Genomic DNA, 22,517 nt, shown 5'->3' on the forward strand with positions numbered 1-22,517 from the left:
GTTTTTTTGTGACCGTTTGCGCATCGAACGGTCATGTCGGAGGGTCCTATGTCGAAGTCGCCTGCCAACTACCGTCCCGAAACCCGCCTGGTCCATTCCGGGACCCTGCGCTCGCAATTTGGCGAGACGTCGGAGGCGCTGTTCCTCACCCAAGGCTACGTCTACAACAGCGCCGAGGAGTGCGAGGCGCGGTTCAAGGGCGAGGATCCCGGCTTCATCTATTCACGCTACTCCAACCCCACCATCGCGATGTTCGAGCGCCGCATGATCGAGCTCGAAGGCGCCGAAGCCGCCCGTTCGGCGGCGACCGGCATGGCCGCGGTGACGACCGCGATCCTCGCACCGCTCAAGGCGGGCGATCACGTCGTGGCTTCGCGCGCCCTGTTCGGCTCGTGTCTCTACGTCATCCAGGACTTGTTGCCGCGCTACGGCATCGAGACCACGCTGGTCGACGGGCTCGATCTCGACCAATGGCAGCGCGCGCTGAAGCCCAACACGAAAACGTTCTTCCTGGAGAGCCCGACCAACCCGACCCTCGACGTGCTCGACATCCCCGGGATCGCCGAGATCGCGCACAAGGGTGGCGCGCGGCTCGTGGTCGACAACGTGTTCGCAACCCCGATCTGGCAGAGCCCGCTCGCGCTAGGGGCCGACGTCGTCGTCTATTCCGCGACCAAGCATATCGACGGCCAGGGCCGCTGCCTCGGCGGCATCATCCTGTCGTCGGAAGCCTTCATCGCCGAGCACATCCACAATTTCATGCGCCAGACCGGCCCGTCGATCTCGCCGTTCAATGCCTGGGTCCTGCTCAAGGGCCTGGAGACGCTCGGCGTGCGTGTGCGCGCGCAGACCGAGACCGCGGCGCGCATCGCCGAGGTGCTGGCGAGCCATCCGAAGATCTCGCGGCTGGTCTATCCCGGCCGCGCCGATCATCCGCAGGCAGCTCTGGTGAAGAAGCAGATGCGCGGGGGCTCGACCCTGGTCGGCTTCGAGGTCAAGGGCGGCAAGCAGGCCGCGTTCCGCGTGCTCAACGAATTGAAGCTGGCGAAGATCTCGAACAATCTCGGCGACGCCAAGAGCCTCGTCACGCATCCGGCGACGACGACGCATCAGCGACTGAAGCCGGAGGACCGTGCCGCCCTCGGGATCAGCGAGGGGTTCATTCGCCTCTCCGCGGGGCTCGAACATCCGGACGATCTGATCGAGGATCTGACGGCGGCGCTGGAGAAGGCGTGAGCTTCTCACCCTCCCCTGGAGGGCAGGGCTATCGCATATGAGATGTGGCTATGGGTACCGACTGTCTCCACAGCGTCATGGCCGGGCTTGTCCCGGCCATCCACGCCTTTCCATGCAGCACAAAGAACGTGGATGCCCGGGACAAGCCCGGGCATGACGACCTCTGCAATATTCAAATGCGATAGCCCTGCCCTCCAGGGGAGGGTAAGCGAAGCTCTACATCGGCCGGTACGTCCGCACGTCCGCGGGCACGTTGACCCCGAGCCTGATCTGGCCGACGGAACGGATGATGTCGTCACCTAGCAGCTGAGCGAAGCAGGCATAGCCCCAATCGTTCATATGCAGGCCATCGGCGATTACGAAGCCCTCGACCGGAATGGCCTGCTTCTCATGCCAGTCGCGCATCACCTCGAAGCGCGGAAAGATTCCCACGTGACGGAGCTCGGCGACCTTGCCGAGCAGCTTCACCATCTTGCCTGCGCTCTCGGCGCGCTGGTTGACGGCCGGCGAATATTGCGGATCGACCAGCACGATGTCGGCGCCGCCCGCGGCCTGGATGCGGCTGATGCCGTCCTCCACCATCTTGGCGGTTTCGCCGGGATCGAGATTGCGCAGCACAGCGTTGGTGCCGACCTGCCAGATCACGAGATCCGGATGCATGTCGATCACCTGCGTCTGGAGGCGCTTCATCATCTCGGGGGCGTCCTCGCCGCCGACGCCGGCATTGATGACGCTGATATCGGCGGTCGGATAGTGCCGGCGCAGCTGCGCGGCGAGACGATTGGGGTAATTGAACTCCGGCGAGCTTGCGCCGAACCCTTGAGTCGACGACGAGCCGAACGCGACGATGACGACGGGCAGGCCGGCGACGAGCTTGCCAGCAACGTGCGGCAGCGAGCCCATCGCCTTCGAACCGTCCTTCGGCGGCTGGCAGGGCACACGGTTGAAGATGTCGCTGGCGGATTTGGCGGCCTGCTTCACCTTGTCGATGGCGCGCGCCGTGATGCCGCGCTGCTCGGGCGACGTCGCGGCGACGGTGGTCTGAGAGGGCGAAGTGGAAGCGGGATCAGCCGACTGCGCGGGGGCGGGTGTCGCCTGGGCGGGTGACGTCTGGGCATGCGATTGCGAGGCCGGCGTCAGCAACAACAGCGCTGCGGCTGCAGGCGCAGCCAGCCATGTCGTCAGGCAAAAAGGGCGGAGAGAACTCATTAACGCTAGACCTCAATTTTGCTGCTGGGCCGGCTCGAGACGGGCTGCGTCGAACACGAACTGTGCCAACGCCCGGCCAAGGCAATCATGGACCTGTTTCGCCAGCTCGGGCCCACGGGACGGGCTGAACAGGTCGAACTGACCCTGATCATTCCACTGCCGCATGATCGCGAAACGATCGAACAGCGGAACACCGTGCTCCTGCGCCACCACCCGCATATTATCGAGAAAAGGCTGCGCCGAGATCATGGTTTCAGTGCGTGGACTATACTGCAGATTCATCAAGACAACGTCAGCCCCCGCATTTTGCAACGCAGCAACCCCTTCGGTGACGGCACTGCGAAACTCGTCGGGATCGCTGGCGCGGATAGCGTCCACGGTCCCGGTCTGCCAGATGACCAACGTAGGCGTTTTTGCTTCCATCAGCTTAACGAAAGTGGAGGCGGTCTCCTCCGCCGTTTTCTTGCTCTGTATTTCTACGGAGACATGCACCACCTCCGGCGGCGGCAGCTTCTCCTTGAGGATCGCCTCCATGCGCGCCGGGTACGAGCTGTTCTCCGAAGATGGAATGGTCGTCGAGCGGCTGCCGATGACCAGGATCTCGAGCGGCTTGCCGGCCTTGACGGCAGCGGCGACCTTCGGCAGCGGGCTTTCGCTGGTCAGCAGATAGGCCGGCAATTCGCAGGAAGGGGGCGCGGGGGGAGCCGTGGGCGCAGCATCGCCCGCGCGCGCCACAGGCGCGGCGACGCATAGCAGGATCAGGCTCAGGAGAACCTTCGCCTTCATCAGCCCCCTCCCGCCAGATCGGCGTTGCCGACGGCGTTTTTGGTCTTCGCACCGCTCTTGTCAGCCACGCGCTTGTACCACGAAATGACCCAGGCCACCCCCCACATGATCAGGACTCCGGAGAGACTAATCAAGGCATGCATGGCTGCACCGCCGGAGACTTCGGCCAGGATGAAGTGGCCGGCGAAAGCAAGGAAGACGCCGAGACAGAAGATCTCGAGGGAATGCTGGCCGCACAGGATCAGCGGCCGCAGCCAGGGCGACTTCAGGCCCGGCCAGTCCCGCGGCAGGAAGCGCACCGTGAGCGCAGCCAGCGCCAGGAAATGCGTGAAGCGCAGCACGTCGAGATCGGTCTTGTTGATCGGATACATCCATTGCTCGATCAGCTTCGGCATGAACTGGGAGAGCTGCGGCACATACCAGGTCAGCGTCACGTAGAACGACGCGACGAGATAGGCGATCGCCAGCCACATCGTGACGCGTGACGACAGAATACGCGACATGCGGCGCGCACCTCCGAGCGCGCACCATGCACCGAACACGAACAGCAATTGCCAGGCAAAGGGATTGAAGGCCCAGAAGCCGTTCGGATAGGCCGACAGATAGAGATCGTACTCCCAGGTGACCGCGTAGAGCAGGACCGAAAGGCCGAGGGTGACGTCGGGTCGCCATTTCATCGACCACAGGATCAGGGGCAGCGCCAGCATCAGCACGATGTAGAGCGGCAGCACGTCCATGTTGACGGGACGGAAGCGCAAGAGCAGCGCCTGCACGATGGTGACGTCAGGCTGCTTGAGGAAGTCCATGATGCCCATCTCTTCGGTGTAGAGCGGGTTCTCGAACCTGGTCGCTACATAGGAGATTTCGGCAAGGAAGATCGTGAACAGGAAGACGTGGGCGACGTAGATCTGCCAGACCCGGCGCAGGATGCGCGCGGTGGCGATGACGACGCCGCTCTCCAGCATCGCCCGGCCGTAGACGAAGGCGGCCGTGTAGCCGGAGATGAAGATGAAGATCTCCGTCGCGTCGCTGAAACCGTAATTGCGGATCGTGAACCAGGTCAGCAGACTCGGCGGCAGGTGGTCGATGAAGATCAGCCACAGCGCGAGCCCGCGGAACAGATCGAGCCGGAGCTCGCGCTCGCCGATGGCCGGCAGCGTGATGGCCGGCGCGGCAGCGCGCGGCTTGGTCCCTGCGGGCCTGGCCTCCGCGGTCCCCGCGATCGTCGATCCCGTCACTTGGTCGGCAATGGTCATCGGGGCCTAAGAACCCTTCCGCAAAAACGCGACGTTGAAAGAATGTAGGGGTCCCGCCGTCGTCTCGCAAAGCGGCCCGGATCATATAAGGGAATCTCCCTCTGGGGTGTCCTTCCCTTCGAATTCTGGCGGGACGATGTCGCCAAAGCCGTCTGTGGCGTTTGGTTCCCGGGACGAATTTGGCTATTATAGCAACCATGTACCGCGCCGTGACCCGTCAGATCGAAGTGACCGTCGAGCCGAACTTTGTTCCGGAGCAGTCGTCGGCCGACCGCTCGCGCTATTTCTGGTCCTACACCATCGTCATCACCAATTCGGGCGAGGAGACCGTGCAGCTCAAGACGCGGCACTGGATCATTACCGATGCCTCCGGCCGCCAGCAGGAGGTGAAGGGCGAGGGGGTTGTCGGCGAGCAGCCGATCCTGGCCCCCGGCGAGCGCTTCGAATACACCTCCGGCGTGCCGCTCTCGACCGCCTCGGGCTTCATGACCGGCCGCTACCAGATGGTCAGCGAAACCGGCGAGCGCTTCGAGATCGACGTGCCGACGTTCTCGCTCGACAGTCCCGACAACAAGCGGGTGTTGAATTAGGGGGCGGAGCGCAGGCGCCGTAGGGTGGGCAAAGGCGCATAGCGCCGTGCCCACGATCTCCTTCCATAAGCAACGTGGGCACGCTTGCGCTTTGCCCACCCTACGAGATCGAGATTGTGGTACGCGGCTCAGCTTGCAGACACGCCTTCTCATCCTCGCGGCGCGTTTCGCCCGAGCTTTGCTTCGTCGCTCCACCCTCGTAAATCCAAGAGGGCGCAGGGAAGGCCGGGTGCCGGCTGGCACCCGCGGTCTGCTGCGCGAATGATGCACGCAGAAGAACCGCACATCAGCATGCAGGTGTCGCCGATCACTCGGCCTTCCCTGCGCGATGGCTGGACGGCTTATGCCGTGATCTCCCGGGAGCCGACCATTCCTTCTGGCCTCCCTCACCGTTCGAATTGACGATGCCGTCCACCCGGTTGGGCTCGCGCGCATCTTCGAACAGCTTGACCGTGGCAACGACGGCCAGGACCACACGGTTTTGCCGTACGCACGGCCCGCCATTTCACCCGCAGTATTCCCTGACTCCGTCGACAGAGCCGGAAACTTACAGACGAGACGAAGCCTAGCAGCGCCGTCGTCCGCACGCGGCCACGGGCTCACAGGGACTACCCGCCCTGCCCGCACCTCTCATGCCGACGCTGCCGCGTCCACCGCAACCCCGGCTCGCGAACATGACGACTACAAGTCGCCCCTCTTGGGTGAGCCGGGATGAGCGAGACATACGACAAAATCGAATTTCGGTAAAGTGGAATATTTTCGGCGCAAGGGATTGACGGGCTGGCGAAACACGCACGCGCACCATTTAACGAGCAGAGAGTTAGGGAATGAAGCGGGATAGCGCCTCGATGGCTTCCCTAAGCCTGGCTGCCAAGGCGGCGTAGTCCAAGGTCGCAATTGTGCCAAGAGAACCGATAATGCCAAAGCTCGCGCTATAGAATCCGAGCGACCCAAACAAGACCCGTTTCTTCGTGGTGATCGGCTGCACCCGCTCATTTGGAGATATCTTTAGATCGGGAGCGCCTTTCGGAGACACAGCTGGCGCCGCCGGCTGCGTAGACAGAACCCGCGCCAACTCGGTCATTTTTTCGACAACTATCACGAAGTTATCGGTAACTGCACCTGATCGATGCGCATCCCGCGCAGCTTCAGCTACTTTCTCGAACGGTTCGACCAATTCTTTGCCGGACGCCTTCGCCTCATCGAGACCTATCCGCGCATAAAGAGCCTCTCGTTCCACATCGAGCGGAAAATGTTTAACGAAGAGACCGTGATTTTCATCGAATCGATCGAACGCCGTGCGCTGGCCGGGATCGAGCCATTCATCCTCTGTCAGCGGCGCCCGCACGGCTGCCGCGATAATGTCGGCGTCATCCTTCAACAGGGGAAGAATGGGCTGGACGCCACGCGCCCTTAACTCCTGCTCATAGGACTTCAGGGATGCTCTGAGATGACCAGGCGCATTTCGCGGCAGGTCGCTCAGAATGATCGTGATCAGATTTATCTGACGCAGCGGCAGGGTGATAAGGTCGTCATCAGCAGTTGGCACATCGAAGGACCGATTCGAGATCGCATCAAGCTTGCCTTCGCTGGTCAGCATCGGCTGTGGGCTGGCTACCTCTGCGAGGCGTGCGAGCGTGTCTTTCTCGGGGGCCGCCGCCGGCTTAGTCGCAGCCAAAGCGCCAAGCCGCCGAGTGATCTCGATGTTAACGGCCGCGGCACCGCGTTTCCACGGCAATTCCGCGGGAAGGTCCGTGAAGGCAGCGTGATAATCCTCGCGATCCTCCAGAGCCCCTTGCAGGAAGCCATCATACCAGTCAATCCAGACCGACCAGTGGGCACCGCCGCGGTGCAGATCGCGCATCAATCCTTGCCAAGCTCCCCCGATTCGCGCGGGAGGCAGCCCAGTCCAAAGCGGGGCGGCCAAGATTTGCTGAGCCGGAATAGCGCCTTCGAGAAGCCGTCTTGCGTCGGACCGAAGCTCGTCGCTCATCGCTCGAACGGCAGCGCGGGCTGCGGCGTTGGTAGCGGCATCGGTTGTCTCGGCATCGGCTGCAGCGGCGGCGACAACGGCGATAGCTGCGTCTGCAGCTGAGGCAGCGGCATGAGCTGCCTCAATGCGAATTAAATGAGCAGCATCGGCGGCGCGAGCGACCGCATCAAGAACAACGAGAACGACTCCCCCGGACGTACTAGCAGATTCCGCGCGGGTAAAGGACGCCGCGCGAATAGCAGCCTCGTTAGTTCTTTCACTTGGATAGATTTCGCTATCTGGAAATCTCGCGGCGAACCGCGAGATCGCCGCTGCGCGAAAGAAGGACAAGACAACATCAGCCGAATAATGATAGGAGGACAACAATGGGAGCATGCGCAACGCGGCTCGGCAAGCAATAGTCCCTGACCACTGACGTGGCTTCTGGCGCAACCATCTCGTGAATCCGTCAACATCGGCGGGATCTGGCGGGCCCTCCCCCTCGGATATCAACCCGATATTTTTGGCCACGCCGCGCTCCTCTCACGTGTCGGTTGGGCCAGCATATCCGTGCAGGGTTGCATGGCAAGTGGCATACCAGTTGCCGGCAATAGCGCGCGAAGTTCAAATGGAGCGAAGCGTAATCCAGGAAGTACCCCGAACCGAAAGCACGCGTCCGGACCGCGCTTGCGCCCAGTTACGGACAGGCGCACGCGACGTTGCGAAGGAGCAACGTGCCATGCCCGCCATTTCCTTGAACGCTTACGCCTATTCCGCGCCCGCCTCGTGCGGCGTGAACTGGTACACCGACGAGCAGAACTCGCAGGTGACGACGACCTTGTCGTCCTTGACCATGGCGGCACGATCGTCCGGCGAAAAGCTCTTCAGCATCGAGGCGACCGCATTGCGCGAGCAGGAGCACTGCGCCTTGAGATCCTGCGGATTGAACACGCGCACGCCGCGCTCGTGGAACAGACGGAACAGCAACCGCTCGCCCGAGAGTTCGGGATCGATCAGCTCGACGTCTTCGACGGTCTCGATCAGCGAACGCGCCTCGACCCAGGCGTCATCTTCGGCGACACTGTGCACTTCGACACCTTCAGGCGCATCGCCGGGATGCAGATCGGCCTGCCGGGCGCGCTCCGGCGCCTTCGGCAGAAACTGCATCAGCATGCCCCCGGCCCGCCAGCGATGCTTGCCGCCGTCGCTCGAGCGCCACTCCTCGCCGACCGCAAGTCGCACGCGCGTCGGGATCTGCTCGGAGCGGAGAAAATATTCGTGCGCGGCGTCTTCCAGGCTGCCGCCGTCGAGCGCGACCAGGCCCTGGTAGCGGCTCATATCCGGGCCCTGGTCGATGGTCATGGCGAGATGGCCGCGGCCGAGCAGCGTGCCGGCGTCCTTGGCCTCGCCGAGGCGCTCGGCGTCAAAGCGCGCATAGGCGCGCAGGCGATCCGGCGCCATGTAGTCGACGACCAGGAACGACACCGGACCGTCGGTCTGGGCCTGAAGAATGAAGCGACCTTCGAATTTCAGCGCGGTGCCGAGCAGCGTCGTCAACACGATGGCTTCACCGAGCAGCTTGCCGACGGGTGCGGGATAATCGTGCTTGGTCAGAATATCGTCCAGCGCCGGGCCGAGCCGCACCAGCCGCCCGCGCACATCGAGCGCGTCGACCTCGTAAGGCAGCACGGCGTCGTCGATCGGAACCGCTGATGGTGCGCGAACCGGGCCTTCGGGCCCGGTTTTCATGTCAGGGGATTGGGAAACCATGGCGCGTTATCTGGGGTCGGAGGGCTGAGAATGGAAGGGGGCGCGGGGCGTGTTGCGGGGCGCGGATTGAACCGTATCAAGCCACCTCGAACTCGATGTCGTCCCGGACAAGCGTAAGCGCAGATCCGGGACGACAATTGCTTGTGAGGCCGCAGCCGGGCTTCCAGCGCGCCTACTTCACCGCGTCGAAGCACCAGGCCAGAATGCCCTTCTGCGCATGCAGGCGGTTCTCGGCCTCGTCGAAAACGACCGATTGCGGGCCGTCGATCACGTCATCCGTGACCTCCTCGCCGCGATGGGCCGGCAGGCAGTGCATGAACAGCGCATCGGGCTTGGCCAGCGACATCAGCTTGGCATTGACCTGGTAGGGCTTGAGCACGTTGTGGCGATGCTCGCCCTCCTTGTCGCCCATCGACACCCAGGTGTCGGTGACGACGCAATCGGCGCCGCGCACGGCGGCTTCCGGATCGGTGCCGAGCACGATCGGCGCGCCTGATGTCTTGATCCAGTCGCGCATTGCCTTCTTCGGCGCGAGCTCCGGAGGCGTTGCGACGTTGAGCTGGAATTTGAAGCGCTCGGCGGCATGCGCCCAGGACGCCAGCACGTTGTTGTCGTCGCCGGTCCAGGCCACCGTCTTGCCCTCGATCGGGCCGCGATGCTCCTCATAGGTCATGAGGTCGGCCATCACCTGGCAGGGATGCGACCGCCGCGTCAGGCCGTTGATCACGGGCACGGTCGCATAGGCCGCAAGCTCCAGCAGCGCCTCGTGATTGAGAATGCGAATCATGATGGCATCGACATAGCGCGACAGCACCCGCGCGGTATCGGCGATGGTCTCGCCGCGACCGAGCTGCATCTCGGCGCCGGTGAGCATGATGGGCTCGCCGCCGAGCTGGCGCATGGCCACATCGAACGACACCCGCGTCCGCGTCGAGGGCCGCTCGAAGATCATCGCCAACGTCTTGCCTTCGAGCGGCCTGACTGGCTGGTGCGCCTTCTGCTTCGCCTTCATGGCGGACGAGGCGGCGAGCATGCTCTTGAGCTCCGACAGCGGCAGCTCGTTGATGTCCAAAAAGTGCTTTGGAGCTTTAATCGGCGTCTTGCTCATCAGCTTGCCGCCCGCTTGGTCTGGCTGGACGAGATCGCAGTGCAGGCGCGTTCGAGCCGCCCGACGCTGTCTTCGATCTCCGCCTCGGTAACGATCAAGGGCGGCAGGAAGCGCACGACATTGTCGCCGGCTCCGACGGTGAGCAATTTTTCGGCGCGCAGCGCCGCGACGAGATCGCCCGAGGGCACCACGGCCTTGATGCCGATCAGGAGCCCCTCGCCACGCACCTCGCTGACGACATCGTGATGGCGATCGATCACGGAGGCGAGCTTCTGCTTCAGCAGCAGCGACATTTTCTGCACGTGATCGAAGAAGCCGGGCTTGAGCATGACGTCGAGCACGGCGTTCGCGGCCGAGATGGCGAGCGGATTGCCGCCGAAGGTCGAACCGTGCGAGCCCGGCCCCATGCCGCGCGCAGCGTCCGCGGTGGCGAGCACCGCGCCGATCGGGAAACCGCCACCGAGCGCCTTCGCAAGCGACATCACGTCGGGCACGACGCCGGTGCGCTTGTAGGCAAAGAGTTCGCCGGTGCGGCCCATGCCGGTCTGCACCTCGTCGAAGGCGAGCAATAGGCCGCGCTCGTTGCAGAGCTCGCGCAGCGCCTTCAGGAACGCGGGAGGCGCAGAACGAACGCCGCCCTCGCCCTGGATCGGCTCGATGAGAATGCCGGCGGTGTGCGGGCCGATCGCCTTCTTCACGGCTTCCAGGTCGCCATGCGGCACCTGGTCGAAGCCGTCCATCGGCGGACCGAAGCCCTCGAGATATTTTGCAGAACCGGTGGCGGCCAGCGTCGCCAGCGTGCGGCCATGGAAGGCGCCCTCGAATGTGATCATGCGATAGCGCTCGGGATGCCCCTTGGAGAAGTGATGGTGGCGCACCAGCTTGATCACACCTTCCAACGCCTCGGCGCCGGAATTGCAGAAGAACACGAAGTCGGCAAAACTTTCATTGCACAGACGCGCCGCGAGCTTCTCGCCGTCCGGGCTCTGGAACAGGTTCGACATGTGCCAGAGCTTCGTCGCCTGCTCCTGCAACGCCTTGACCAGCGTGGGGTGCGCATGGCCGAGCGCATTCACCGCCACGCCGGAGGTGAAATCGAGATAGCGATCGCCATTGGTCGCGATCAGCCAGCAGCCTTCTCCGCGCTCGAAACCGAGGTCGGCCCTGGCGAAAACGGGGAGCAAATGCGGCGCGGCGCTGTTGGTCATGACGTCACTTGAATGTTGCGGACGGTGTGACGCGTGCATTGCGCAACGCACCATTGACCGGCCCGGAAAACGAAACGTGCCGCCTTTTAAGGGCGGCACGCGGGACTATCTTATGCCTGGCAAGACGGGTGTCAATGCCGCCCGGAAAGCCCCGCGAAACGCTGAATCCGTAGTCTTGCGGTGCCGATTTTGCGGGATTTTCACCACGGAACATGTGGACGCGAGTCGGCGGACTCTTGCGCGGGAGTCACGCCATATTGTAGCGTTTGGACTGTCAGATACGACATCTCGTGCAGCAGTTCTGATCCCTTAAGTCCTCATGTACCGGCGTAAACGTTCGGGCGTCTTGAGCGCGCCCGGCGAGCCTTAAGGGATTCTGGCGGCACGGGTTTTTCAAGGCTTAGGCAATCGCTGCGAAGGCCCCAGGATGGCAGGCGCGCAGCGAGGGAAAGGGTGCAATGACGGTTTTGACCTGGTCCGATGATCGCGTCGAGCAGCTGAAGAAGCTCTGGGAGGCCGGACTTTCGGCCAGCCAGATCGCGGCTGAGCTCGGCAATGTGACCCGCAATGCCGTGATCGGCAAAGTGCACCGGCTCGGCTTGTCCGGCCGCGCCAAGAGCCCTTCGTCGGCAGCGCCACGGCCGCGCAAGGCACGGCCTGCGCAGCACATGATGCGGGTGACCCGCCCCGTCTCGCGCGGCAACACCGCGCTGGCGCAGGCCTTCGAGGTCGAGGTGGAAGCCGAGCCCGTTACCTACGACAACGTGGTGCCGATGAGCCAGCGGCTGTCGCTGCTGGAATTGAACGAGGCGACCTGCCACTGGCCGGTCGGCGATCCCTCGAGCCCGGATTTCTTCTTCTGCGGCGGGAAGGCGCTCTCCGGCCTGCCCTACTGCGCCCAGCATTCGCGTGTGGCGTATCAACCCGCCGCGGATCGCCGGCGCGCACCGGCGAAGCCGGGCACGCGGTGAATTTGCGGATTTAGCTGACTGCAGCCGTCACACGATGACGGCTCGACTTACTCGGTGTCATCCCCGCGGAGGCGGGGATCCATAACCACAAGGCGCAGTCTGTTGCGCGAGATGGTCACTCCGAGTCTTCGCCAAACAAAGCCCTGTGGTTATGGATCCCGGGCTCGCGCGGCGCGCGCGCCCCGGGATGACGGCCGAGATCGCTGCCGCACTCGCTAAGCCAACACTCGCTAGTTCAGAGCTTTACGTCTGTTCCGCCTTCGCAAACCGATCGTCCAGCGCATAGCCGGCGCCACGGACGGTGCGGATCGGGTCCTGCTCGCGGCCGAGATTGAGCAGCTTGCGCAGGCGGCCGATATGGACGTCGACAGTGCGCTCGTCGATGTAGATGTCACGGCCCCAGACGCTGTCGAGCAGCTGCTCGCGCGAGAACACGCGGCCGGGATGCTCCAGGAAGAACTCCAGCAGACGATATTCGGTCGGGCCGAGATCGATCGGCCGGCCCGAACGCGCCACGCGGCGCTTGTCGCGGTCGAGCTCGATGTCGCCATAGGCGAGCACGGTGGCGAGCCGTTCGGGGCTGGCGCGCCTGAGCAGGCCCTTCACGCGCGCCAGCAGCTCCGGCACCGAGAACGGCTTGACGATGTAGTCGTCGGCACCGGTCGCAAGTCCCCGCACCCGCTCGCTTTCCTCGCCGCGCGCGGTCAGCATGATGATCGGAAGCTGCTTGGTTTCGGGACGGGTACGCAGCCGCCGGCACAGCTCGATGCCCGACAGGCCCGGCAGCATCCAGTCGAGCACGATCAGATCGGGAATGTGCTCCTTGAGGCGGGTGTCGGCATCATCGCCGCGCATCACCGTCTCAACGTCATAGCCGTCGCCTTCGAGGTTGTAGCGAAGAAGCTCGGTGAGAGCTTCCTCGTCCTCAACCACCATAATGCGTGCGCCCATGTTGTCGTCGCTCCTTGGGTATTCGGCACCGTTTAGGTATTCGGCACCGTCGTGGCGAAGGTCGTCATGTCGCCCTTCGGCCGCTTGTCGGTGATCGCCTGGCCCTCGATCATGTAGAACACGGTCTCGGCGATGTTGGTGGCGTGGTCGCCGATCCGCTCGATGTTCTTGGCACAGAACATCAAATGGATGCAGAACGAGATGTTGCGCGGATCCTCCATCATGTAGGTGAGGAGTTCGCGGAACAGCGAGGTGCAGATGGCATCGACTTCCTCGTCGCCCTTCCACACCGCCATCGCTGCCGGCAGATCGTGCGCGGCATAGGCGTCCAGCACCGACTTGACCTGCTGCTGCACGAGGTCGGTCATGTGCTCCAGGCCGCGGAACAGTTTCAGCGGATGAAAATCCGTCTCCAGCGCCGCGACGCGCTTGCCCATGTTCTTGGCGAGATCGCCGATGCGCTCGAGATCGGTCGCGACGCGCATGGCCCCGACGATCTCGCGCAGATCAACGGCCATCGGCTGGCGGCGGGCGATGGTGAGCACGGCGCGCTCCTCGATGCGCTTCTGCAGCGCGTCGAGTTCGGCGTCGGTGGCGACGACGCGCTGACCGAGCGTGACGTCGCGGCGGATCAGCGCGTCGACGGAATCGACGATCATGCGCTCGGCGATGCCGCCCATCTCGGCGACCAGGCGAGTGAGTTCCTGGAGGTCGGTATCGAAAGCCTTTGCGGTATGTTCAGAACCCATGTTCCGTCTCCTCAGCCGAACCGGCCGGTGATGTAATCCTGCGTGCGCCGGTCGCTCGGCGACGTGAAGATCTTGCTGGTGTCGTCGAACTCGATCAACTCGCCGAGATACATGAAGGCGGTCTTGTCGGAGACGCGCGCCGCCTGCTGCATGTTGTGCGTGACGATCGCGATCGTGTAGTTCTCGGACAGTTCCTGGATCAGCTCCTCGACCTTGGCGGTCGAGATCGGGTCGAGCGCCGAGCACGGCTCGTCGAACAGGATCACCTCGGGCCGGACCGCGACGGTGCGGGCAATGCAGAGGCGCTGCTGCTGGCCGCCAGAGAGCGACAGGCCGGAGGCATTGAGCTTGTCCTTGACCTCGTTCCACAGCGCGCCGCCGCGCAGCGCCTTCTCCACGCGATCGTCCATCTCGGACTTCGATATCTTCTCGTAGAGGCGGATGCCGAAGGCGATGTTCTCGTAGATCGTCATCGGGAACGGGGTCGGCTTCTGGAACACCATGCCGACCCGGGCGCGCAGCAGATTGAGGTCGAGCTTGGGGTCGAGGATGTTGGTGTGGTCGAGCAACAGCTGGCCGGTGGCGCGCTGGCCCGGATAGAGGTCGTACATCCGGTTGAAGATGCGCAGCAGGGTCGACTTGCCGCAGCCGGACGGGCCGATGAAGGCCGTGACGCGATTGGTGCCCAGCGCCAGATTGATGTTCTTCAGCGCATGGTGCTCACCGTAGTAGAAATTGAGGTTGCGCGCGGTGACCTTGGCAGGCGCCTCGGGCAGCGGCTGCGAGCCGGGATGAACGGTCGGCGCGCTTACGGAAATAGACATTTCACTCATTTTGCGGTCCTCTCGGCACCAAGGATGCGGGCGCCAATGTTCAGGGCAAGCACAGTCAGGGTGATCAGCAGCGCCCCGCTCCAGGCGAGTTGCTTCCAATAGGCGTAGGGGCTCTGCACGAAGTTGTTGATGGTCACCGGCAGGTTGGCCATCGTCTTGTCCAGGCCGAGGCTGAAGAATTGGTTCGACAGCGCGGTGAACAGCAGCGGCGCGGTCTCGCCCGCGACGCGGGCGGTGGCGAGCAGCACGCCGGTGATGAGGCCTGAGCGCGCCGCACGGTAGGCGATGCGCTTGATCACCAGCGAACGCGGCAGACCGAGTGCGCTGGCGGCTTCACGCAGCGGGTTCGGCACCAGCAGCAGCATGTCCTCCGTGGTGCGCACCACGACCGGGATCACGATCACGGCGAGCGCCAGCGCGCCGGCGATTGCCGAGAAGCCTCGCATCGGCACCACGACCGCACCGTAGATGAACAGGCCGATGATGATCGAGGGCGCCGACAAGAGGATGTCGTTGATGAAGCGGATCACCGAGGTCAGCTTGTCGTTGCGGCCGTACTCGGCGAGATAGGTACCGGCGAACAGGCCGAGCGGCGCGCCAATGCCGACGCCGATCACGGTCATGATCAGCGAGCCGACGATCGCGTTGCGCAGGCCGCCCTCGGTCGATCCGGGCGGCGGCGTGTCTGCGGTGAAGACCTGAAGGTTGAGCCCGGCCAGACCGTTGTAGAGGAGCGTGATCAGGATCAGCGCGAGCCAGGTGACGCCGAAGGCGGCGGCGGCGATGCAGAGCCCGCGGATGATGACGTCCCAGCGGCGGCGGCGTGAATAGATCGGGTTCATGGCTTCACTTCCCGGCCTTGGTTTCCAGACGCATCAGCATCAGCCGCGCGGCTGCGAGCACGAAGAACGTCAGCACAAACAGGAGCAGGCCGAGCAGGATCAGGCCGGACTGGTGCAGGCCGTCGCTCTCGGCGAACTCGGATGCGATCGCCGCCGAGATCGTGGTGCCCGGGGCGAAAATCGATGAAGAGATGCGGAACGAATTGCCGATAATGAAGGTCACGGCCATGGTCTCGCCGAGCGCGCGACCCAGCGCCAGCATGACGCCGCCGATGATGCCGACGCGGGTATAGGGGATCACCACGCTGCGCACGACTTCCCACGTGGTGCAGCCGACGCCGTAGGCGGCTTCCTTCAGCACCGGCGGCACCGTCTTGAACACGTCGACCGAGATCGAGGTGATGAAGGGCAGCACCATGATGGCGAGGATCAGCGCGGCATTGAACAGGCTGAGATAGGACGGGGGACCGGCGAAGATCGCGCCCAGCACAGGAACGCCGTCGAAGATCTTGATCATGAAAGGCTGGAACGTGTTGGCCAGGAACGGGCCCAGCACGAAGAAGCCCCACATGCCGTAGATGATCGAGGGAATGCCGGCGAGCAGCTCGATCGCCATGCCGATCGGGCGGCGCAGCCATTGCGGACAAAGCTCGGTGAGGAAGATCGCAATGCCGAGACCGACGGGAATGGCGATCAGCATCGCGATGAAGGAGGTGACGAGCGTGCCGTACATCGGCCCGAGCGCGCCGAGCACGGGCGGATCGGCGGAAGGGGCCCAGCGCTGCGTCCACAGGAACGACAGGCCGTATTCCTTGATCGCCGGGAAGGCGCCCACGATCAGCGAAATGATGATGCCGCCGAGAATGAGCAGCACCGAGATCGCGGAAAGCCGCGTGATCCAGTAGAAGGTGACGTCACCGAGCTTGAACGCGCCCAAGGCCTTGGCGCGATCATACGGTCCGGCATCGTCGATTACATCGCTCTGAACGGCCATCTCTGCCACGCCGATCCCCTGTTTTGCCTTACGCCATCTGCATGCCGCCAAAGGCGGTCGTTTTCGACGGTTTGCCCGCGTCGTTCCCGGTGGTCTCAAGGACCCGGAATCCTGGGATTCCGGGCCGCTCTTTCACTCGCGCCCGCCGAGGCGGAGCGCGAGTTTCAGTACGCTGCAATCAGCTCTTGATCTCGGCAGCCCACGTCTTCTCGATCTGCTTCACGACCGTGTCGGGCATCGGGATGTAGTCGAGCTCCTCTGCCATCTTGTCGCCCTTCTCGAACGCCCACTTGAAGAACTTGATGGCTTCCTGGGACGCCGCCTTGTCGGTCGCATCCTTGTGCATCAAGATGAAGGTCGCGCCGGTAATCGGCCACGACGTTTCGCCGGGCTGGTCGGTCAGGATCACATAGTAGTTCTTGGAGCCGGCCCAGTCGGCGTTGGCGGCTGCAGCCTGGAAGGCCGCAACGGTCGGCTGCACGGTCTTGCCAGACTTGTTGATCAGGGCACCGTAGGTCAGCTTGTTTTGCTTGGCATAGGCATACTCGACATAGCCGATCGAGTTCTTGGTCTGGCTGACATTGCCAGCGACGCCTTCATTGCCTTTGGCGCCAACACCCGTCGGCCACTCGACAGCGGTACCGGCACCGACCTTCGTCTTCCACTCGGCATTGGTCTTGGAAAGGAAATCGGTCCAGATGAACGTGGTGCCGGAGCCGTCCGACCGACGCACGACGGTGATGGCGTCCGAGGGGAGCTTCACTTTGGGATTGAGCTTGGCGATCGCCGGGTCATTCCAGGTCTTGACCTTGCCCAGATAGATGTCGCCCAGCAACTCACCAGAAAACACCAGCTCGCCCGACTTGATCCCTTCGAGATTGACGACCGGCACCAAGGCACCCATCGCCTGCGGCCACTGGATCATTCCGTCCTTTTCAAGCTGCTCGGGCTTGAGGGGCATATCGCTCGCGCCGAAGGTCACGGTCTTGGCCTGGATCTGCTTGATGCCGCCGCCCGAACCGATCGACTGGTAGTTCAAACCGTTGCCGGTCTCCTTTTTGTAGGCGTCAGCCCACTTGGAATAGAGCGGGAACGGGAACGTCGCGCCGGCGCCGGTGATGTCGGCCGCAAAGGCTGCCGTCGTCGATGCGGCGACCAAGCCAGCAACGACCATAGTTTTGAGGAAATTCATGCTGGTCTCCATACAGGGGAGCGAAGCGCCATCCGCGCCCGATCGCGCTCCCCGTGCCGCCCGTTTAGGAGCGGTCGGCTGTGCTTTTACGAAGGTTTCATGACAGCTGGATGACACAACCAAGCAATTGAATTCGCTTGATTTTTAGGCCGCAGCCGAAATCTTCGCCTGGGGAAAACACGCCGTGAAAGTCGCGCCCTGCCTGGGCACGCTCTCGATCAGAAGCCGGCCGCGATGACGGTTAAGAATATGTTTCACCAGCGATAATCCGAGCCCGGTTCCGCCTTGCGAGCGGCTGTCGCCGACGTCCACCCGGTAGAAGCGCTCGGTCAGCCGCGGCAGGTGCTCGGGCGCGATGCCGGGCCCGAAATCGCGGACCAGGACCCGGATTTCCTGAGTTCCATCCGTGGCGACGCCTGATGTCAGCGACACGATGACGCGTCCGCCGGAGGCGCCGTATTTGAGCGCGTTCTCGATCAGGTTCTCGAACAGGCGGAGCAGTTCCTCGCGGTCCCCCGCGATCATCACCGGCGGCTCCGGCAGATCGATCTCCACCTCGACCTGGCGCTCGCGCGCCAGTGGCTCGAGACCGTCGGCGACCTGGCGGATGATCGGTATGAGGTCGACCAGGGTGTCGGGCCGGACATGGGCCGACAGCTCGACCCGCGACAGCGACAAGAGATCGTCGATCAGGCGCGCCATCCGCGTGGCCTGGTTGTGCATGATACCGAGGAAGCGCTCGCGCGCCTTGGGATCGTCTTTGGCCTGACCCTGGAGGGTGTCGATGAAGCCCGACAGCGCGGCCAGCGGCGTGCGCAGCTCGTGGCTGGCATTGGCGACGAAGTCGGCGCGCATCTCCTCGACCCGGCGTAGCGGGGTCTGGTCGTGGAAGGTCATCAGCATGCATTTATCGGCGCCGCCGAAGCTGGTCGGCACCGGCACCGGCGTGATCATGAGCTCCATCCAGCGATCGACCGGAACATGGTCGAGATAGGTCGCGCGCCGCGGCTCGGTGGTGGCGATCGCCTCGCGCAGCGCCGTGATGATCTCCGGCGAGCGCAGCGCGAACTGGGCGAGTTCGTTCTTGCGCAGCGCCGGCGCGAGCTGGGCGGCCGCGGCGTTGAGATGGATGACGCGGCCGGCGCGGTCGAGCAGCACCGCCGGATCCGGCATGCCGGCGACCACCGCAGCCACCGCCGCGCTCTCGACCGGGTTGATCCGCCTGACATCATCGCGTGAGGCGGCGGGATCGTGCAGCCGCCACGGGATCAGGGCAGCCACCGCGATGCAGAGGAACACAATCGCGGCGTGCAGCACGGACAATTCGCCGAGCGAGACCACGACGGAGAGGGCCAGCGCCGCGGCGATCAGGATGACGGTCGAGTGCCGCAGCCGGTCGGACCAGGGCTGGGCGGGGGGAGAAGATGGGGCGTCGATCGCCATCGGGGCGGGCTTCTCCTGGGGGACTTGTCCTAAGGACCTTGTCTTAAGGGCCTTGTCTTAAGGACCTGGCACCGGTCAGGCGCCGCTGTCGCTACGCTCTCGCACATAGGCGGCTTCACGCGCCGGGCCGGGGTCCAGCTTGAGCGCCGCCTGGTGCAAGCGCTTCGATCGCGCGCCGATGATAACTTCGCGAAGCGTCAGCAAGATTACAGATAGGACGAAGGGAGACAGATAATAGAGGACGCGGAACAGCAGCATGCCGCCCAGAAGCTCCTCCCGGTCCATCTGCCAGAGGCCGACCAGCATGGCGGCGTCGAACACGCCGAGCCCCCCCGGGGAATGGCTGGCAAAGCCGAGCAGGGTGGCCGAGACGAAGATCACCGCAACCACGACGAACCCGACATGGGGCTCGTCCGGCACCAGGACATACATCGCCAACGCGCAGAAACCGAGATCGACGATGCCGATCGCGATCTGAAGCAGCGTCAGCGGGCCGCCCGGCAGCACCACGGTCCAGGGGCCGCGGCCGACCACCCGCGGCTGGGTCCAGACCCAGACCACGTAGCCGATCAGCGCCACGATGATCATCAGCGCCAGCGTCCGGTTCAGCCAGGGCGGAAGCTGGTCGATCGAGGCGGCGGCCTCCGGGTGATAGGCGATGCCGAGACCGAGCACGGCGGCATTGCCCAGCCAGAAAGTCAGGCCGGCGAGAAAGCAGATTTTTGCGACGTCGATCGCGTTCAGCCCATAAGCCGAATAGATGCGGTAGCGCACCGCACCGCCGGTGAAGACGCTTGCTCCGACATTGTGGCCGATGGAATAGCTGGTGAAGGCCGCAAGCGCGTTGATGCGATAGGGCACATGGGCATGGCCGATCGCGCGCGTGGCGAAGAGGTCGTAGAAGGTGAGGGTGAAATAGCCCGCAGCGACGAACAGCGCCGCCATCGCAATCTGACTCGGCTCGGTGCTCTTGATCGCCTCGAGGACCTCGTTGAAATCGATGCCTCGCAGCATGTGGTAGAGCACATAGCAAGCGATACCGATGACCGCGATGCTGATCACAACTCCAAGCTTATGCAGGACCTGCTTCTGGCGCAGAAACGACATCGCCCTGCGTATGGCTTCCAGCATCTAGACCTCGAACAACGCTTCGGCGGCCAGGGTGGCCGGCGGACAGGCGGACGACGCGCAGGCACCCAGCGAACCCTCGCCTTCGGCTCCGGCAACGCGCATGCCCCCTACCCCTCCACTAGCGCGTTTTCGGGCGGAGTGGAATTCGCCAATCCGAACAAAAACACGTGCCTTCAATATTTTAGGCAGGGTTACGGCTCCTGATGCACGATTTGGCGCTTTCGGCGGCAAGGCTTGACGCGAATCTCCATGGCAATCCTGCGCAGACGCCATGAAGTTTTGATGATTTCGGCCGCACAATGTTCCGTCACGCCTTAAGCCGACATCAATCTATGGGGCAGGCCTGACTGTTGAAAGAGGAGGATCGAAGCGTCCAGTTGACGCGTTCTCAGGCGCCGGAAGGCCGCGGCGGACGCACCTCCCGTCCCTTCAGTGAGGGTGCGCAGCAACATCACAGAGCGGCTGGTGGCGCGGTGCGCGAGACCACGCGGTCGCGCAGCCACGCACCGATGGTGCAGCCGACGAGGTAGCAGGCGAACATGATCAGGCCGAGATCGAGCCAGTAGCCGAAGCGGCCGGGGACCACATGGGCGAGCGAGGCCGCGACCAGCGCGGCGGCGAGCGCGGCGAGCCAGCGCGCCGTCACCTTCGAGGTGCCCTTGCCGCGCTGGACCACCGAGATCCAGCCCATGCAGAAGCCCAGCAGCAGCGAGCCGATCAGCCAGCCCAGATGGAACGAGACGAGATAGGGCATCGTCACCTCACCAGAAATTCGATGCGGCGGTTCTGGGCCTTGCCTTCATCGGTGTCGTTACCGGCGAGCGGCTGCGTGCTGCCGTGGCCAATCGCGGTGAAGCGGCTGGCGGGCAGGCCCGCCTTGACCAGATAGTCGATCACCGCCTGCGCGCGCTTTTCCGAGAGAGCCTGGTTGAAGGAATCCTCGCCGTCGGCGTCGGTATGCCCGGCGATCTCGATATTGGTAGTGGGGCAGCGCAGCGCCGTCTCGATGAGACGATCGAGGATGCCGGCGGAGTCGGGATCGATGTCCGCACGCCTGGTCGCGAAACGGATCTTGCCCTTGGTCAGAAGCTCCGAGAACAATTGCTGGCACACAGTGCCGTCGACCGGGCCTGCCGCAGGCTTTACCGTGATCTCCGGCTTGTATTGCCAGTTTTTCGGGAAGTCCTTGCCGAGCCCTGCGCGGATGTCATTGGCAGCGCCTTCGTAGAGCGCATCGCCCGACAGCTTCACCTCGCGGTCGGAGACGACAAGCGTGCCGGTCGACAGCCGCGACAGCGCGCCGAGCGCTGGGATCACGGCCGTGCTGAAGGAGCCGGGCGCCCCGATGCTGGCCTTGAGGTTGTCGACGACCTTCTCGGTAAAGAACTTTCGCGCGGCGCTGGTGGCGATCGCCGCATGGACATTGTTGTCGGGAACATAGCCGGTCAGCGTCACGGTCGCGGCCACCGGATCCTTGTAGGCCTGGAAGATGTAGGGCGGCGCCTTGATCTCGTTGGCGGCGATCGAAAAACCCTCGGGCAGGTTCTTCAGCGCGGCCGCGATCGCCTCGCGGCCGCCGAGCTCGCGCGCCATGCCCGACAGATTGACCTTGGTGTCGGTTATCGTGATCTTGCCGTCCTTGAGCTTGCCGATCTGATCCAGCAACAGCATCGCGGCAGCCTCGAAGCGCGGCGGCGCACCGCGGGCCAGCCCCATCTGGTCGGCCACCTCGACGCCGCCGACCTCCTTGCGGGCGGCCTCGGTCAGCCGGGCCTTCATCGACGGCAGGGGCGCGGAGCCCGACAGAGTCACCCGCACCACGTCGCGCTCGGCGGTCCAGACGAAGGGCTTGGCTTCGGGAACAAGGCGGGTCCGATCGTCGACCAGACGGACGCCGGGGACGGTCTCGACCGCCATCACGGCGTCGCGGCGACCCTCTTCGGAGAAGGCATCTGCGGCCAGGCCGACGTCGCGGCCATCAACCACGATCCGTGTCTTGTCCAGAACGGTATCCTTGAGCGCCGCCGAGCTGCGCGCCGACAGATCGGCCTCGACCGGTAAGGTGTTATTCCAGGCCGCAAATCCCCACATGACGGCCAGGGGGATCAGCCCTGGCCACCATTTGCTGGCCCACCTGAAAAGCTTCTGCATTCGACGACCCGAACTCTGGAAACGGAGACAAAACAAACCCTTGGCAGGCTGTCAAACCGGAAATGCTGCCGATCCAAGGACCCCGCGTGGACAATCGGAATAACTTTTTCTTCAAGGGTTCTTCC

General features: G+C 63.9%; 20 protein-coding genes. 3 read left to right on the plus strand and 17 right to left on the minus strand.

Annotated features, from left to right (window positions below):
* Nucleotides 1-48 precede the first annotated feature (48 nt).
* A complete protein-coding gene (locus XH96_RS37760; RefSeq protein ID WP_194390312.1) occupies nt 49-1,236 on the plus strand; it encodes an O-succinylhomoserine sulfhydrylase in 1,188 nt (395 codons plus the stop codon).
* A 216-nt stretch (nt 1,237-1,452) separates the two neighbouring features.
* Here the strand turns inward: XH96_RS37760 and XH96_RS37765 are convergent, their stop codons facing one another.
* The 3 genes from XH96_RS37765 to XH96_RS37775 are packed head-to-tail and all read right to left on the minus strand — an operon-like array spanning nt 1,453 to nt 4,487.
* Complete coding sequence (locus XH96_RS37765; protein WP_194390313.1) at nt 1,453-2,445, minus strand: SGNH/GDSL hydrolase family protein; 993 nt, start codon at nt 2,443-2,445, stop codon at nt 1,453-1,455.
* Between the two features lie 12 nt (nt 2,446-2,457).
* Nucleotides 2,458-3,231: an SGNH/GDSL hydrolase family protein gene (locus tag XH96_RS37770; protein ID WP_194390314.1), complete on the minus strand. Its 774-nt coding sequence runs from the start codon at nt 3,229-3,231 to the stop codon at nt 2,458-2,460.
* On the minus strand, nt 3,231-4,487 hold the full coding sequence (locus XH96_RS37775; protein ID WP_028179013.1) for an OpgC domain-containing protein: 1,257 nt from the start codon (nt 4,485-4,487) through the stop codon (nt 3,231-3,233). The genes XH96_RS37770 and XH96_RS37775 overlap by 1 nt, the downstream gene beginning before the upstream one ends.
* Nucleotides 4,488-4,684: 197 nt before the next feature.
* On the opposite strand from XH96_RS37775, the gene apaG reads away from it, so the two are divergent.
* Nucleotides 4,685-5,077 (plus strand): Co2+/Mg2+ efflux protein ApaG, encoded by a 393-nt coding sequence (gene apaG / locus XH96_RS37780; protein ID WP_024337101.1) that lies wholly within the window; start codon nt 4,685-4,687, stop codon nt 5,075-5,077.
* Nucleotides 5,078-5,897: 820 nt separating this feature from the next.
* Here the strand turns inward: apaG and XH96_RS37785 are convergent.
* The 4 genes from XH96_RS37785 to XH96_RS37800 form a co-directional block, all read right to left on the minus strand.
* Entirely contained in the window at nt 5,898-7,580 is a 1,683-nt protein-coding gene (locus tag XH96_RS37785) for a hypothetical protein (RefSeq protein ID WP_194390315.1), read from the minus strand.
* A 237-nt stretch (nt 7,581-7,817) separates the two neighbouring features.
* Nucleotides 7,818-8,819 carry an Hsp33 family molecular chaperone gene (locus XH96_RS37790; RefSeq protein WP_246789890.1) on the minus strand — a complete coding sequence of 334 codons (1,002 nt, stop codon included), beginning with the start codon at nt 8,817-8,819 and terminating at the stop codon, nt 7,818-7,820.
* A 172-nt stretch (nt 8,820-8,991) separates the two neighbouring features.
* Nucleotides 8,992-9,927: an ornithine carbamoyltransferase gene (gene argF / locus XH96_RS37795; protein WP_194390316.1), complete on the minus strand. Its 936-nt coding sequence runs from the start codon at nt 9,925-9,927 to the stop codon at nt 8,992-8,994.
* Entirely contained in the window at nt 9,927-11,135 is a 1,209-nt protein-coding gene (locus tag XH96_RS37800) for an aspartate aminotransferase family protein (RefSeq protein ID WP_194390317.1), read from the minus strand. Before XH96_RS37800 ends, argF begins: the two co-directional genes overlap by 1 nt.
* A gap of 458 nt (nt 11,136-11,593) precedes the next feature.
* Here XH96_RS37800 and XH96_RS37805 point away from each other — a divergent pair, with 458 nt between their 5' ends.
* Nucleotides 11,594-12,106: a GcrA family cell cycle regulator gene (locus tag XH96_RS37805; RefSeq protein WP_194390318.1), complete on the plus strand. Its 513-nt coding sequence runs from the start codon at nt 11,594-11,596 to the stop codon at nt 12,104-12,106.
* A gap of 243 nt (nt 12,107-12,349) precedes the next feature.
* Here XH96_RS37805 and phoB read toward each other — a convergent pair whose 3' ends face one another.
* From phoB to XH96_RS37855, 10 genes are all read right to left on the minus strand, one after another.
* Nucleotides 12,350-13,057: a phosphate regulon transcriptional regulator PhoB gene (gene phoB / locus XH96_RS37810; protein ID WP_008143479.1), complete on the minus strand. Its 708-nt coding sequence runs from the start codon at nt 13,055-13,057 to the stop codon at nt 12,350-12,352.
* A gap of 32 nt (nt 13,058-13,089) precedes the next feature.
* Entirely contained in the window at nt 13,090-13,806 is a 717-nt protein-coding gene (phoU, locus tag XH96_RS37815; RefSeq protein WP_194390319.1) for a phosphate signaling complex protein PhoU, read from the minus strand.
* An 11-nt stretch (nt 13,807-13,817) separates the two neighbouring features.
* Complete coding sequence (gene pstB, locus XH96_RS37820; RefSeq protein ID WP_194390320.1) at nt 13,818-14,639, minus strand: phosphate ABC transporter ATP-binding protein PstB; 822 nt, start codon at nt 14,637-14,639, stop codon at nt 13,818-13,820.
* Complete coding sequence (gene pstA / locus XH96_RS37825; RefSeq protein WP_194390321.1) at nt 14,636-15,481, minus strand: phosphate ABC transporter permease PstA; 846 nt, start codon at nt 15,479-15,481, stop codon at nt 14,636-14,638. The genes pstB and pstA overlap by 4 nt, the downstream gene beginning before the upstream one ends.
* A gap of 4 nt (nt 15,482-15,485) precedes the next feature.
* Nucleotides 15,486-16,475, minus strand: coding sequence for a phosphate ABC transporter permease subunit PstC (gene pstC / locus XH96_RS37830; RefSeq protein WP_194394411.1), 990 nt, complete (start codon nt 16,473-16,475; stop codon nt 15,486-15,488).
* Between the two features lie 178 nt (nt 16,476-16,653).
* Nucleotides 16,654-17,667, minus strand: coding sequence for a phosphate ABC transporter substrate-binding protein PstS (pstS, locus tag XH96_RS37835; RefSeq protein WP_194390322.1), 1,014 nt, complete (start codon nt 17,665-17,667; stop codon nt 16,654-16,656).
* Nucleotides 17,668-17,811: 144 nt separating this feature from the next.
* The gene (locus tag XH96_RS37840; protein ID WP_194390323.1) at nt 17,812-19,110 is read right to left on the minus strand and encodes an ATP-binding protein; all 1,299 of its coding nucleotides are present in this window, start codon (nt 19,108-19,110) and stop codon (nt 17,812-17,814) included.
* Nucleotides 19,111-19,185: 75 nt separating this feature from the next.
* Complete coding sequence (locus XH96_RS37845; RefSeq protein ID WP_028179025.1) at nt 19,186-20,241, minus strand: lysylphosphatidylglycerol synthase domain-containing protein; 1,056 nt, start codon at nt 20,239-20,241, stop codon at nt 19,186-19,188.
* A 451-nt stretch (nt 20,242-20,692) separates the two neighbouring features.
* Complete coding sequence (locus XH96_RS37850; RefSeq protein ID WP_194390324.1) at nt 20,693-20,995, minus strand: hypothetical protein; 303 nt, start codon at nt 20,993-20,995, stop codon at nt 20,693-20,695.
* 2 nt (nt 20,996-20,997) lie between these two features.
* Nucleotides 20,998-22,392 carry an OmpA family protein gene (locus XH96_RS37855; RefSeq protein WP_194390325.1) on the minus strand — a complete coding sequence of 465 codons (1,395 nt, stop codon included), beginning with the start codon at nt 22,390-22,392 and terminating at the stop codon, nt 20,998-21,000.
* Nucleotides 22,393-22,517 lie beyond the last annotated feature (125 nt).

It is taken from the genome of Bradyrhizobium sp. CCBAU 51765 (genome assembly GCF_015291725.1).
Lineage (GTDB): Bacteria > Pseudomonadota > Alphaproteobacteria > Rhizobiales > Xanthobacteraceae > Bradyrhizobium > Bradyrhizobium liaoningense.